Here is a 14,070-nt window from a genome sequence, read left to right on the forward strand (position 1 = left end):
TCTTGAGTGATTGGTACAGTTGTTGCCTTTGATGTCAAGAGCAAACTCGGTAGTTTCCTGCGCAAGCGAATTTATCTTCAGCCATTTTCACCATTTCACATTTGCTCTAGAAAATGGGCGCCGTTGGAAGGTGAGGTGAGAAAATGTCCCAAGGATCGCGCGTTACGCTGGATGGAGCAGGGCTCAGCCTGTCGAGGATTGTCCTCGGTGGATGGCGCCTCCTGGATGGAACTTCGAAACCAAGTGCCTCCGACGTTGCGCGGCTCATTCAGGGTTCAATCGACCTTGGAATAACGAGCTTTGACCATGCGGACATCTACGGCAACTACGGAGTTGAGCAAGCTTTCGGAGAGGGGCTTAAAGATTGGGGCGGTCCCCGGGACACGATAGAGTTGATCAGCAAATGCGATATCATGCTGAAATCAAATGCCCGCCCCGACAATCGTCTCAAACACTACGATACGAGCGCCGCGCATATCAGGGCCTCCGTCGAACGCTCGCTCACCAATCTCCACACCGACTATCTCGATATTTTGCTGATCCATCGTCCCGACCCTCTCATGAATGCGGACGAGACGGCCTCGGGTCTGGAAAGCGTCGTAAAAGCAGGGAAGGTTCGCGCTGTCGGCGTCTCGAATTTCTCGCCATCGCAGTTCGACCTGTTGGCATCGCGTTTGTCGTTTCCACTGGTGACGAACCAGATCGAAATGTCGGTGCTTCAAACATCGCCGTTATTTGACGGCAGCCTCGACCATGCGCAACGGTTGCGCTACGCGCCGATGATCTGGTCCCCACTTGGCGGCGGCAAGCTCTTCAGCAGTAACGGGCAGCGTGAAAGCTGCGTTCGTGATGTCCTGGGCGAAGTGGGAGCGAAAATTGGCGTGGAGGACATCTCCGCGATCGCGATCGCCTGGCTGCTATGCCATCCGGCGAGGCTTATCCCAGTGCTTGGCAGTTTAAACCTTGATCGTCTCGCAGCAATGTCTCGGGCGCTCGACATCGAACTCGACCGCCAGCAATGGTTCGAAATCCTCAAAGCTGCTACGGGACGGGACGTGCCCTGATCAGGCCGCCTGGTCCCGCTCCGGCAGCGGTTCCAGACCCTTGCGCGCGCGAATGAGATTGAAGAAGCGGCGGAAGAGATAGTGCGAGTCCTGCGGGCCGGGCGAGGCCTCCGGGTGATGCTGGACCGAAAAGATCGGGCGGCCGGTGACGCGCAAGCCGCAATTGCTGCCGTCGAACAGCGAGACATGGGTCTCTTCGACGCCAGCGGGCAGCGATTTGGTGTCGACCGCAAAGCCATGGTTCATCGAGACGATCTCGACCTTGCCGGTGGTATCGTCGCGTACCGGATGGTTGGCGCCGTGGTGGCCCTGGTGCATCTTCTGCGTGTCGCCACCCAGCGCGAGCGCCAGCATCTGGTGGCCGAGGCAAATGCCGAAGATCGGGATTTCGGTCTCGATCAGTTGCTTGATCGCGGGGACCGCATATTTTCCGGTTGCGGCCGGGTCGCCCGGGCCGTTCGAAAGGAAAATGCCGTCAGGCTGGTGGGCGAGAACGTCGTCCGCCGTGGCCGTCGCCGGAAGAATGGTGACCTTCGCGCCAAGGCCGGCAATGAGCCGGAGGATATTGCGCTTGATGCCATAGTCGATGGCAACCACGTGGAATTCCGGCGCCGACTGTTCGGCAAAGCCTTCATTCCAGACCCATGGCTTCTCGGTCCAGACCGAACTCTGGCCGGACGTGACGTCCTTGGCGAGATCGAGGTCGAGAAGGCCATGCCATGCAGCAGCGCGTGCTTTCAGCGCCGGGATGTCGAACTTGCCGTCCGGATCGTGGGCGATCACGGCGTTCGGCATGCCTTTTTCGCGGATGAGGACGGTGAGCGCGCGGGTATCGACGCCGGCAAGCGCGATGATGCCACGCGCTTTTAGCCAATGATCAAGGTTGTCGGCGGCACGATAGCTCGACGGCGCGGTGATGTCCGCCTTGAAGATTGCGCCGACAGCGCCAGCCCGGTTGGCGGGCGTCAAATCCTCGATGTCTTCCTTGTTGGTGCCGACATTGCCGATATGCGGGAAGGTGAAGGTCACGATCTGACCCGCATAGGAAGGATCCGTCAGTATCTCTTCATAACCGGTAAGTGCGGTATTGAAGCAGACCTCCGCCTCGCAGCTGCCGGTGGCGCCGAGGCCCTTGCCTTCGATGACCGTGCCATCGGCGAGGACGAGAACTGCCGTCGGCTTTGCTTGCGTCCAGCCGGCGGTCTTGGGGCTCGTCTGGGCTGCAGCGTCTGTCGTTGTCGAGGGGTTCATGCGGCACTCCTGGCGTGGGCTTGCGTCGTTGTTGTCCTTGTCGTTGCGGGGCATTGAAGAATGCCGTCCATGCGTCCATATGACGTGACTGAACGCGGTGGCCGGAAAGCTCTCCACCGCAGCAACAACAATAATAGTCTGGCTAAGGCCCACTCCATAGACAAAGCCGCGCCCGCGGTCAATTGGAACGCGAAGACTCCTGGTGAATTCTCCAGGCGTCGGGATTGACACCAATTGTATACGCCTGGCTCCGCGTCTAGGTTACTCGCAAACAGGAGACGACGAATATGCGCGATACGATCGCACAAGCACTCACCGCCGCCGTCAAGGCACAGGACAAGCGCCGGGTCCCGACGTTGCGCCTGATCATGGCGGCTATTAAGGATCGCGACATTCTCAACCGGGGAACGGGCAAGGAGCCGGTGACGAACGAGGAGATCAGCACAATCCTCGCCAAGATGATCAAGCAGCGCGAGGAATCGGCGAAGCTCTACGAAGATGGCGGCCGCCAGGAGCTGGCCGAGCAGGAGCGCGCCGAGATCGAGATTATCCGCGACTTCATGCCAAAGCAGATGAGCGAGGCCGAAATACGCGCCGCGACATCGCTAGTCATCGCGGAAACCGAGGCAAGCGGCCTGCGCGACATGGGCAAGGTCATGAATGCGCTCAAGGAGAAATATGCCGGTCAGATGGACTTCAGCAAGGCAAGCGCCCTGGTCAAGGAACTGCTGCAGTAGCTGCGCTCGAGTAAAGTGTGCGACCTGCTTTGTGGCCGGGAACTTATCGCAGTTCAGGGTTTTCTGAGGAGAAGGCGGGCTCGCAGGCCATCGGGATTTGAAAGGTCAAAGCTTTAAGATGGGCATATTGTCATCGTGCGCAATTTTTAGGCGTCATTGGCGAAAAACCATGTAGGATGCACTGAGCCACTCCGTCTATTGCTTGCCGGAGTGGACGTTCTTCCAACGTAATTAATGATCAGGCGCAGGCCACTGCGATACATCGGTCGTCTGCTTTTATTGTTTTCGATTTTTAGACCCGGAGCGCCACGAATGAAGATTGAAGTCGGATGCAAGCTGACCTTCGAGTTTCCGCAGGAAACACCGATTATCGCCATACTGAATGTTCATCACTCGCGCGTTGACGATCTCATCGGTATAGAGACGTTCAAGACAGCACCACTTATCCATGCCCATGGCTACCACGACCAATTTGGAAACTGGTGCAATCGTATCCTGGCGCCCGCAGGCCAATTCAGTTTGAGCACGAATGCTGTTGTCAACGACAGCGGCTCACCCGACCCGATCCACCTCGATGCCGTGCAGCATCTGGTTCAGGATCTTCCCGATGAGGTGCTGGTTTACCTGATGGGTAGCCGCTATTGCGAGACCGACTTGTTGAGCGATCAGGCCTGGCGGCTGTTCGAACAATTCCCGCTCGGCTGGCAACGCGTTCAGGCCGTCTGCGATTACGTGCACCAGCATATCAAATTCGGTTACGCATATTCCAATCCGACCCGGACGGCGAGCGGTGCTTTTGGCGAGGGCATTGGTGTCTGCCGGGACTTTACGCACCTCGCGGTCGCATTCTGCCGCTGTCTCAACATACCGACACGTTATTGCACCGGATATATAACCGATATTGGGGTTCCACCGCCGCATTCGGAGATGGATTTCTGTGCGTGGATGGAGGTCTTCCTCGGCGGAGAGTGGCATGCATTCGATCCGCGAAACAACGCGCCGCGCATTGGACGCATCAAGGTCGCGCATGGGCGCGATGCTGCGGACGTCCCGCTCACGAACGTCTTCGGTCCCAATGTCCTGACGCAATTCAAGGTGTGGGCCGACGAGGCAGTCCCGGCCTGACGGGCGAAACCTGCCTGCACCCTCGTCAGATCAGTTCACCAATTCGAAATCGCCGGGCTTCCAGCTCTTGTCGAACCACGGTTCGAGCGGTGCGTACAGGCGCAGGATGGAACTCCAGCCCTTGCCCGGCACGGTCTGCACCCAGTTGCTTTCGTGCCCGGCGGGCGCTTTCGGCGCAAACCAGACTGTCACCGATCCATCTTCGTTCTTCTTGATGTCGGGATTATTGCTGTCGATACCTGCCAGTTTCTGGTCTGTTTCGAGCATGGAGCGGGTCTGATTGTCGTAGGCTGTGAACGACCAGAACTGGCCGGCGGGTATCGGTGCGGGGAGCGTAATCTTGTAGGTCTTTCCGCCATCAAGAAATGTCCCGGCCGCGTCGCGAACGGCAAAGGCGTAGGCTGATCCGGTGCCGGGCTTCGCGGCTGCCATGGCCGGCGTTATTCCGGTTGCCATGTAATGGAACATGGTACGCGGATCGAGCATGCGTTCTCCATCGTTCAGGAACTGGTAGCTGTTGCCGATGAACCCGTTGTTCCACTGGCGGTCAGGATAGAATTTGGCGCGCTCGTCGCGTGGAGCAAACACCATCGCCCGCGCCGTCGCGTTGCCCACCGCAATGGCGTCGGTGAGAATGGCTTTCATCCGTGCATCAGGCGCGAATGGCTTGCCCTTCTTTATGCCGATGGAAGCGAACAGACCGACAATCTCCGGATCGAACGCATCGCCTGGCTCGGTCTGGATCACCTCATTGATTTCTTCATAGAACTTGAAATCGTTGGAGTGGATCGTGTTGAACTGCTTGCCCGAACTGTTGACGAATGTGGTTTCCGGCGGATTTTTGGCAGCCGCCAGCGGATAGACCCGGGCATGTGCCTTGACGCTTTTTACCGCTCCGGCTATGTCGCCGTCCTTTACGAATGCCCGGTAGAAGATGAGGTTGGTAAAGGTCGGCGTCTTGGTGACGAATAGCCCTGATCCGGCAATTGTCCTTCCTGGTTGGGACCGACGAACAGATACTTACCGCCCTTGCCCTTATCCGGGCCGATCAGGCCGACATCTGTGACATAGCGAAAATAGGCGTCGTCCACAGGTCCAAGAACACCCGGCGGTACTTGGACGACGACGGGACCGTCCTTCAGGTCGATGCAGAAGAACACGTATACCGTGGTCGAATTGGCTGTCAGGAACAGGGAGCGCGCGTCAAGAAGGTCTTCACTGATCGATACCGCCTTGTTTGGGTTGACGCCGATGCTCTTCAGCCCGTTGCAGGCCGCGTGCACCGACGCGGCTGGAACACCTGAGAGGAAAGCCTCGACACCGCGCGAGAAATCGATGTTGTCATAGACCTTCTGTACGGTTTCGTCGCTGGGGAGCCCATCGAAGAACTTCAGTCCGCCAATGCGCGTCTGCACCGCGTTTGGCGTTTGGATATCCGCCGGAACCTTGGCGGCAAACTTTGGCGGTTGTTGCTGCGCCAGGGCAGGCGAGGCGGCGGCGATGAGCAGCGCGGCTAGCGGTGCGTGGCAAAATCTGAACATGGATCGACCTTTCCAACGATGCCGCTTGGGGCGGCATTAGCTTCGGAAGGTCATTGCCAAGCTATCGATGCCAGTTGAAGTACGTTACGGTTACAGGACCGATACCGTGTTCCTTCATTAGGCTTTCTTGAGGGGGCGCCGCGCCCCTTTGTTCTCAATAGGGGCGATTTTCTGATGCCGCTTGCTCGGAAGAAGCCGGATTGCCGGATGCTTTGAAAGCGCCTTTGGACGGAATCGCGAAGCGAAATACCGCTCCGCCGTCCGGATGGTTGAAAGCCTCGATTGTTCCGCCGTGGGCCTTGACGATCGACTGGCATATGGCAAGTCCTATGCCGAGGCCGCCCTCCTTGGTCGTGAAGAAACTGTCGAATATCCGTTCCATGTGATCGACGGCGATGCCCGTGCCCGTATCCCGGATCGAGAAAACAACCTGATCGTTGTCGTCCAGGCTGGTCTCGAGGTAAATCTCGCGTCGGGTTTTCGGTGCCGACTTCATCGCCTGGATGCTGTTGACGATCAGATTGACAATGATCTGCTGCAACTGAATTCGATCGCCCTCGATCAACGGGAGGTTCGGCTCAAGACTGGATTTGATCATCACATCCTTGTCTTCGCTTTCGTGGCGAAGGAAGATAAGGCATTGGCGCACGACGTCGTTCAAACCAAGCAAGGCGTAAGACGGGGCACGCTTGCGCGCCATGTCCTGGATCCGACCGATAATATCGCTGGCGCGCTGGGCGCTGTCGACAACGCGAGACGTCAGTTGATCTGCCTTCTCAAGATTGGGCTCGGCTTTCCTCAGATATCGCAGGCTCGTCTGGGCATTCATCAGGATTGCCGCGAGCGGCTGCTTTATCTCGTGCGCGATCGACGTGGTCATTTCGCCCAAGGTCGAAAGTCGCGATGCGTGCGAGAAATCCGTCTCAATCCTGCGCAGCTTTGCTTCCGCCTCAAGGCGCGCCGTGTTGTCTATCATGATGATGATCGTTGTATCGAGCCGTTCGCCGGGAACCGGGAAGGTCACCAACAGCAGCACGTCAATCACGCGGCCATCGAACGTCTTCACCTTGAGTTCTTCGACGTGGTTCCGCGCGCCTGAAAAATGCGCCAGCATGACGCGCCGCGCCGCACCCGGCGTGCCTGCAAACAGATAGCCGACCGGACCGGTAAAGTCCGAGCGTTCCTTGCTCCCGAAGAGAGACATGGCATCGTCATTGACGTCGAATACCTGCACAAGTTCGCAGGTAAGATCGACGAGATCGGGGTGCTCCTCTGAATAGGCAGCCATGTCGTCGAGGCCGCCCTCCCTCAGGCGGTCGAAAATACGCCCTGCGGCACGGGCGTCGATCTGCCAGACAGGGATGGGCAGATAGGAGATCAAATTGCGATATCGACTCTGGCTCGCTTCCAGTTCGATCAGCGCGTTTGGCGCGTTCAATACGGCTTTGACGCGGACGAAGACTGTATCGGAGCACCGCGGGTCGGTCGCTCGCCAACCCGTCAGAACGACTTGCTGCAATCGGCCAACGACGGGAATTTCCCGTATCTCCGGTTCCGCATCGGTCTTTGCAATAAGGGCGGTCAGCAAATCTCCAAGTGCTGCCCGGCTTTGCTCGGGCCATAGGCTGGCGACGGGCCGGTCGATCACCCGGTCACGATCTTCCGGCAACCCGAACAGGCGTATGGCTTCGTCATTGACATCCGCTATCTGGACGGCGGTGAGGAGCGTATCCAATCGGTCTGGACACCATTCATCGGCGCTCGGATCCCGGTTTGCCGGTGCATCGACGGGAGCAAACAGGGGCAGGGCACGTCGCATGTTGAATTGCCAGCAGGCTGCTGATCCCAACGCCGTGCTATGAGGCAGCGAGACGGCGGCATTAGCTTGCACCGTGGAAAATTCGACAACATCCAGTGCATTGCCCAAACCGTCCTTGCGAAGTCCCAACCGCACACTGGCGTCGATTACGGCGCCCGAATGCGAGAGCCGCTGCAACGCGCCGACCCAATGCCCGTTCTTCAACAGATCATTCCAAAGCACGGTGCCCTGGTCAGGCTCCGGCATGAGATCCTGGAAATGCCGGCCGATCATGGTCGCGACAACCCATCCATAATGGGTTGTCGTGGCGGCGTTGCAGTAATGAATTGTGCCTTCGAGATCGTAGCGAATTACACTGTCGGTCGCGTAATCTGCGAGTTCCATCTGCGACCTCCGTTTCCTGACGCGATGGTCGATTGCGTTTCAATTCACCGGCTGGCGGTGTCCTTCGTGATCGATCTTACTCCTTCGAACCACGATTGAGGGCGGATATGATGTGCCGATAGAGCACATTGTCGTCGATCGGCTTGTTCAGAAAGGCGATTGCCCCACAGTGAAGCGCCCTCGACCTTGCTACGGGGTCCGAGTGTGCCGAAATGAAGACGATGGGTAAGCCGGGATCGACCTCGGCAAGCTTCTGCTGCAATTGAAGCCCGCTTATAGCTTTCATGTGAAGGTCCGTGATCAGGCAGTCGAACCGCCCTGGGGCATGCGCTGCCAGGAATGTTTCGGGACTTTCGAACGCTCGGCACCTGAAGTCGAACACCTCGAGTAATTCCGCCAGGGCCTCGCGGACGCTTGCGTCGTCGTCGACGACTGCAATAACTGGTACTGGGGCCAAAATGAATACTTTCGCGCAACCTACTGTGACAACTCGGTTTTAGTATCTGCTGAGTCCGGGTTTCATCACAGCCATACCAAAGACTAGGCCGCATAGTCATTGCGTATGTCCGATGGTATGGACTGCCAGGCGTGCACCAGTTGGGTGACGAACGAGGTTTTCATCTTGCGCATCACGCTGCTTCGGTGGAGCTTGACGGTAATTTCCGATATGTTCAGCTCAAAGGCGATCTGCTTGCTCAAGGCTCCCCGCACCACAGCCTCCATGACTTGCCGTTCGCGCGGCGTGAGCGTCGCGTAGAGCGCGATATTGGCGTCTTTGGTGAGTTGCGCGGCGCGTCTTTCCTTGTCGATTTCGATGGCTTTGTTCACCGCGTCGAGCAACGTCTGTTCGCGAACGGGCTTGGTGAGGAACTCGATTGCCCCCGCCTTCATCGCCTGCACCGTCATCGGTATGTCGCCGTAGCCGGTGAGGAAAATAATGGATGCTGAAATGCCGCTTGCGGCAAGGCGTGATTGAAAATCCAGCCCGCTGACGCCAGGCATGCGGACATCGAGTATCATGCAGCCCGGCCGGTCGAGTAGGTCGGCATCCATCAGCGCTTGCGTCGAGGCGAAACCGGCGGCTTCGATACCGACAGATTCCAGCAGATCGCAAATCGAAAGCCGGAGCGATTCATCATCGTCGACAACAAGGACGATCGGATTTTGATCGGGATAAGTTGGTTTGGCAGTCACTAAAGTCCCCGTCGAAAGATTCATCTTGTCCATCCAGTGCGTTGCAAGGAGTCAAACTGTTGTTCGTCAACGATCACTCGTTGGTACTGCGCCGTCGCTTTCGTGAACTGTCCTTGACCGCCGAAATGCGGGCAATTTCGCGATTGGTTGCGCGGTCATCCAGCCACTGACCGACATTTGGTCCGAAATCAGCGGGGGCCAGCTCGCCGAAACCCATTGCCAAGTCGAGCAAGCTTGTCCGGCTCATTTCATTGCGCATGCTTTTCTCGGCCCGCAGCATGACGGCGTGAACCCCACAAACGCCGCTCGTGATCCAGGCGGGGGCGTTGCCGCGGAACAAGACGCAGTTCTTGCGGATATTCCTGCAGTCAAAGACACCCTTGCCGCCATCGATTGCATCGACAACCTCGAGGACCGTGATGTCCTGCGGCGCCTTGGCGAGCCGGTAACCCCCGTTGATGCCGCTGGTCGATGTGACCAGCCCCGCCTTTTCAAGCTTGGGCATGATTCTCGACATCAATGCGGACGGCACGCCCTGCAACTCGGCAAGATCGCGGCTGCTGACCGGCTTTGCACGCGGCTCGATTAGCCAGAGCATGCAGTGAATTCCATACTCAACCGCAGCCCCATACAGACTCACTCGGCCGGCAGCACCGCCGTCTGCCGTTTTCGCGGGTCGTTCAATCCTGGGTTTTTTCATAACACAACCCATACAAGGTTGTGTTATAAATTTCCAGTTGTATTTTGTATAGGTCGAGGCGGAGAGCCTCCCGATCTCATAAGCGCTTCTTCGAGCGACTGAAGTGGATTTGCCTCGTCAATTCGCCATGGAGCTGTATAGCCAGTCGCCGTAGCGCAGCGAGCCAAGGCGCGATCCCTTCAGCGGAAGAAGCGTGTCGTCGTTGAGTTCCACACCATAGTAGCGAGCTCTGTCATCGCTGATGACCTCGCGCCGATCTTCATCGGCGGCGAGCTGGACACGCGCAATTTCGTCGAGACCAAACTGTTCAGGTCCGCCTATCTCCACGGTATCGTTGCGCGGCGCTGCCATCGCCAGTTCGGCCAGAATTGCGGCGACGTTGTCGGCAGCGATCGGTTGAATGAAGGCCGAGGGGAGCCGGAATTCATCTCCCTTGGCGCTCATCTCGATCACCCCGTTGATGAACTCGAAAAACTGTGTGGAATGCAGGATGGTATAGGGCTTGCGTGCAGCTCTGATGAGATTTTCCTGCACCATCTTCGCGCGGAAATAGTCACTCTCCACCAGGCGAGGCGTTCCGACCACGGAGAGTGCGAGGTAATGGCTGACGCCTGCATCAGCCGCCGCGGCGAGGAGGTTCCGGGTCGATGCCTTGAAGAAGGCCAATGCCGAATCGTCGCCGAACGAGGTGGTGTTGGTGACGTCGATGACGACCTCAGCGCCGTCGATCGCGCCCCGCAGGCCTTCTTCCGTCACGCTGTCGACGCCGAGAGAAGGGGATGCGCCTACCACTTCCATGCCTGCTTGCCGAAGTTTTTCGACGAGACGCGTGCCTATGAGACCGCTTGCTCCCATGACCGTGATTTTCATCGTCGCTTCCTTTCAGAGTTGCGTTAGGGGCCGCCGTTAGGCGCCAGGAATGCAGTTTCCATGGATTTCAGCATTTCGGTCACCGAGCGGCGGTGCGTTCGGTCCCGCGTCGAATGTGCGTCGCGAAGGCCCATTTCAAATCGACCCGCCAGCATCGCCGCAAGATCGCCGGCCATGTCAGGCCGCTCTTCGAAGAGAGGTGCCAAATGCTTCTTGTCCAACTCAAAGATTACTGTTGACGCAATCGCGGTCATGGTTCCGGGTTCTGCGCTTCCAGCAAGCAGAGCATCCTCGCCAAAGAAGTCGCCTGGAGCCAGGCGCATGATCTCGTCTTCGCCGTGCTGACCCTGCCGGGTGAGGAGAAGTACTCCGCGTTGGACAAACATTAACGAACCCAGTGTCTGCCCTTGGCGCGCGACGATCTCGTCTTTTCGGTAAATCCGGCTTGAGCCCGCATCGGCCAGGGCCTGTCGCTCTTCGCCGGAAAGCGCTGCGAAGATTGGTACCGATTCGAGAAGTTCCCTGGCAGGCGAGTTTGGCGCGTCAGGGATGGCGGAGCTTGCTTCTCCTACACTCGGTGACGAGGCGGGGCTCGCCAAAACCAATCCTGCCGAGCGGGTATGACGATAGACGAGGTCAATCAATTCATTCTTGGCCGAGATACTGTAAGCCAGGCTCGATACGCGGAACAGGAGATCGACCTCGATTGCCGCGGCATCGAGCCCCCGCAAGGCAACCAGCGGAGGTGGGTCCCTGACAATCGAATTGCAGCTCAAGAGGACCATCTCCATGCATTCGATGGCTGCTGCGGGCGGTTTGGTCGGGGCTATTCTCAGCGATAATGGAATGCCGTGGGTCTCGTTCGGGTGGCTGACATTCGTCAGCCCAAGCTTGGCGAGAAAGCCGTTTGGCAGAACCGCGATATTATTGCCGGAGGTCAAGAGGTGGGTTGCGCGCCAATTGCTTTCGACGACGCGACCCTCCGTGCCATCGCTGAGCTTGATCCAGTCGCCGAGGACGAACGGCCGTCCGAGATTGAGCGCCACTCCGGAAAAGGCATCGCTCAATGTGTTCTGGAGGGCAAGGCCAAGAATGATCGCAAAGATACCGGATGTTGCAAGCAAGGTGCCGACCGGCACACCGAATACGAATGCGACGATCGACAGAGCAGTGCCGAGATAGATCAAGCCGACAACGATATCCTGGATGAGGCGTGCCTCGCGCGGCGTATGTTCCAGCACGAGGAACAACCGAACAAAGGCAACAAGCGCCCATGCGACATTCATCCACCACACGATTTTGACGAGTGCGAGAACGACTGTCTCGACCGCCGAGCCGCGGCCAGGATCGATGTCATAGGGCAGGATGCCGTTGGCGAGCAGTATTCCTGTCAGCGCTATGAAAAACGCAATCTGCGCAATCAGTTTCAAGATCGAATGACGGCGCACGAGCGCGCGTGTGGCAGCAACACCGGCCAGGGCGACCCAGCCGGCGTGGATGATTGGCGAGGACATCATGTCCGTGATGGTTGGATCGATGTTCATGCCTCACCCTCGGCAACCTGTTTATTCATGGTAGGGCAGCACCAGATCCTTCTCGTCGGTATTGACGACGAATACCGCAAGCAGCTTGGCCGGTTCAGTCGTGCTGGCATTCTCGCTGACGGCATGGCGGTCGCCGGGATATTCCGAAAAGCTTTCACCCGCCTTGTAGGTTTTTGCCGGGCCGTCATTGACCTTGCTCGTGACCGCTCCCTCAAGGACCGTTGCATAGATGAAAGCGGAATCGGGATGCGTATGTGCAGCGGACGATCCGCCTGGACCATATTCGACGAGCACGCCTTTCATGCTCTTGCCCGGCACATTGGGCAGCTCATGTTCGTAGACAAGCGTGACTTTCGATTCCTTGCCGGCATCGTGAGCCAAGGCACCCGCTGCATTTCCGGCGACGATAATCGCCGATAACAAGATAGTTCTGATCATTTTGGTTTCCCTTCAGCCTGTGGAATTGGAAGGTATCACCGGGAAATCCCTTCCCGTTTTGCTCAATTGTTACTTCGCTGGCGTCAGCTGCGATTGGCGCAGCCAATCCCGGAAGCCGATCTTGCCGATCCGTGCGCCATCGCCAGGTACGAGCGACTGGTCATTCAGCTCGGACCCGAAGTAGAGCGCATGGGTGTCGGCCTCGACTGTCCGCGGATCGTTGATTTCCTTGAGGTAGCGGGCAACGAGTTCGTTCATGCGGACGCGCTCTGGTCCCGCAATCTCGATCATGCCGTTGATCGGTTTTCCGACCGCAACGGCCGCCATTACATCGGCAACGTCATCGGCAGCGATAGGCTGGAAATAGGCGGGTGAAATCCGGGCAACCTTACCCACCGTTCCCGTATCGGCGATACCCTTGAGGAACTCTAGGAACTGCGTGGAATGCACGATCGTGTAAGGGATCGAAGATTCCTTGATTAGCTTCTCCTGAACGAGCTTGGCCTTGAAATACCCGTTTTCCGGCAATCGCTCCGTTCCGACGATCGAGAGGGCGATATGGTGCTTTACGCCAGCCTTGGTTTCCGCTGCGAGCAGATTGCGCCCCGACGTCTGAAAAAATTCAAGGACCGCCTTGTCTTCGAAGGAGGGTGAGTTCGCCAGATCTAGGACCACTTCAGCGCCGACCAGGGCTTCCGCCAGCCCTTCTCCGGTAATGGTGTTCACGCCGGTGTTGGGCGAGGCGGCCAGGACATCGTGGCCTTTGCTGCGCAAACGCGCCGCAGTCTTGGAGCCGATTAGTCCCGTTCCGCCGATAAGAACGATCTTCATGGCAATTCTCCTGTCGATAGTGAGCGTTCGGATTGGTTGATCGCTTTCGACAATGATTGGAGAGGGAGAATCATTCCATCGTGCACGGGGCCTAGCGCTCTAGTCACCGGGTTTAGTCGACCTATCCGGAAGTTTAGGCAGCCACCCCGCGCCAACGTTAGCTTCGATGTTGGACTGATACCGCAACCGAAAAAGCCTTCGCGATGAAGCGAAGGCTTTTTCAGCATTATAGGTCGCGACGGAGCAGTCGGAATCAGCCGGCAACGAGATCACGGTATTCCGGATGACTGGCCGAAAACCTTGCCATGAAAGGGCACTTTAGCACGACTTTCCGTCCGCTCGCACGAATGAGTTCGAAAACGCCCGCGGCCAGTTTCGAGGCAATGCCTTGGCCGGAATATTCGAATGGCACTTCAGTATGAATCAATACCACCGCGTTATCCTCAATCCTGTAGTAGGCGGCGGCGATTGCTCCATCGGCAATCGGCATCTCGTAGCGACTGTCAGCAACATTGTCCTTGACGGGATTGCTCATCGATTATTCCTCTGTGGTCCGGGATGGCATCTGCCAA

The 14,070-nt window shown here is 57.8% G+C and carries 15 protein-coding genes; 3 read left to right on the forward strand and 12 right to left on the reverse strand.

All coding sequences use genetic code 11. The features are described from left to right. The first annotated feature begins 143 nt into the window (after positions 1-143). Complete coding sequence (locus GF108_RS14115) at positions 144-1,064, forward strand: aldo/keto reductase family oxidoreductase (RefSeq protein WP_153668480.1); 921 nt, start codon at positions 144-146, stop codon at positions 1,062-1,064. Here the strand turns inward: GF108_RS14115 and carA are convergent, their stop codons facing one another. Next, on the reverse strand, positions 1,065-2,315 hold the full coding sequence (gene carA / locus GF108_RS14120) for a glutamine-hydrolyzing carbamoyl-phosphate synthase small subunit (RefSeq protein WP_153668481.1): 1,251 nt from the start codon (positions 2,313-2,315) through the stop codon (positions 1,065-1,067). It lies immediately after the preceding gene. A 287-nt stretch (positions 2,316-2,602) separates the two neighbouring features. Between carA and GF108_RS14125 the strand changes: the two genes are divergently transcribed. Together GF108_RS14125 and GF108_RS14130 are read left to right on the forward strand one after the other, a co-directional pair. Continuing rightward, a complete protein-coding gene (locus GF108_RS14125; RefSeq protein WP_153668482.1) occupies positions 2,603-3,052 on the forward strand; it encodes a GatB/YqeY domain-containing protein in 450 nt (149 codons plus the stop codon). 312 nt (positions 3,053-3,364) lie between these two features. Next, positions 3,365-4,177, forward strand: a complete 813-nt coding sequence (locus tag GF108_RS14130) for a transglutaminase family protein (protein WP_153668483.1) — start codon at positions 3,365-3,367, stop codon at positions 4,175-4,177. Between the two features lie 30 nt (positions 4,178-4,207). On the opposite strand, the gene GF108_RS22725 is transcribed toward GF108_RS14130, so the two are convergent. The 11 genes from GF108_RS22725 to GF108_RS14180 form a co-directional block, all read right to left on the reverse strand. Continuing rightward, a complete protein-coding gene (locus GF108_RS22725; RefSeq protein WP_370462172.1) occupies positions 4,208-4,924 on the reverse strand; it encodes a DUF1214 domain-containing protein in 717 nt (238 codons plus the stop codon). Between the two features lie 167 nt (positions 4,925-5,091). After that, positions 5,092-5,718, reverse strand: coding sequence for a DUF1254 domain-containing protein (locus GF108_RS22465; protein ID WP_246663956.1), 627 nt, complete (start codon positions 5,716-5,718; stop codon positions 5,092-5,094). A gap of 154 nt (positions 5,719-5,872) precedes the next feature. Next, positions 5,873-7,921: an ATP-binding protein gene (locus GF108_RS14140; RefSeq protein WP_153668484.1), complete on the reverse strand. Its 2,049-nt coding sequence runs from the start codon at positions 7,919-7,921 to the stop codon at positions 5,873-5,875. Positions 7,922-7,997: 76 nt separating this feature from the next. Further along, entirely contained in the window at positions 7,998-8,378 is a 381-nt protein-coding gene (locus GF108_RS14145; RefSeq protein ID WP_153668485.1) for a response regulator transcription factor, read from the reverse strand. Between the two features lie 83 nt (positions 8,379-8,461). Next, positions 8,462-9,148: a response regulator transcription factor gene (locus tag GF108_RS14150; protein ID WP_081815995.1), complete on the reverse strand. Its 687-nt coding sequence runs from the start codon at positions 9,146-9,148 to the stop codon at positions 8,462-8,464. Between the two features lie 40 nt (positions 9,149-9,188). Continuing rightward, positions 9,189-9,815, reverse strand: a complete 627-nt coding sequence (locus tag GF108_RS14155; RefSeq protein ID WP_153668486.1) for an Rrf2 family transcriptional regulator — start codon at positions 9,813-9,815, stop codon at positions 9,189-9,191. Between the two features lie 117 nt (positions 9,816-9,932). Then, positions 9,933-10,685 (reverse strand): SDR family oxidoreductase, encoded by a 753-nt coding sequence (locus GF108_RS14160; protein ID WP_153668487.1) that lies wholly within the window; start codon positions 10,683-10,685, stop codon positions 9,933-9,935. Positions 10,686-10,708: 23 nt separating this feature from the next. Then, entirely contained in the window at positions 10,709-12,229 is a 1,521-nt protein-coding gene (locus GF108_RS14165; protein WP_153668488.1) for a cyclic nucleotide-binding domain-containing protein, read from the reverse strand. A gap of 21 nt (positions 12,230-12,250) precedes the next feature. Beyond that, entirely contained in the window at positions 12,251-12,667 is a 417-nt protein-coding gene (locus GF108_RS14170; protein WP_027233358.1) for a cupin domain-containing protein, read from the reverse strand. 69 nt (positions 12,668-12,736) lie between these two features. Continuing rightward, on the reverse strand, positions 12,737-13,498 hold the full coding sequence (locus GF108_RS14175; protein WP_153668489.1) for an SDR family oxidoreductase: 762 nt from the start codon (positions 13,496-13,498) through the stop codon (positions 12,737-12,739). Positions 13,499-13,751: 253 nt separating this feature from the next. Then, positions 13,752-14,033 (reverse strand): GNAT family N-acetyltransferase, encoded by a 282-nt coding sequence (locus tag GF108_RS14180; RefSeq protein ID WP_153668490.1) that lies wholly within the window; start codon positions 14,031-14,033, stop codon positions 13,752-13,754. Between the last annotated feature and the right edge of the window lie 37 nt (positions 14,034-14,070).

This window comes from Phyllobacterium sp. SYP-B3895 (assembly GCF_009647635.1).
GTDB lineage: Bacteria > Pseudomonadota > Alphaproteobacteria > Rhizobiales > Rhizobiaceae > Phyllobacterium > Phyllobacterium pellucidum.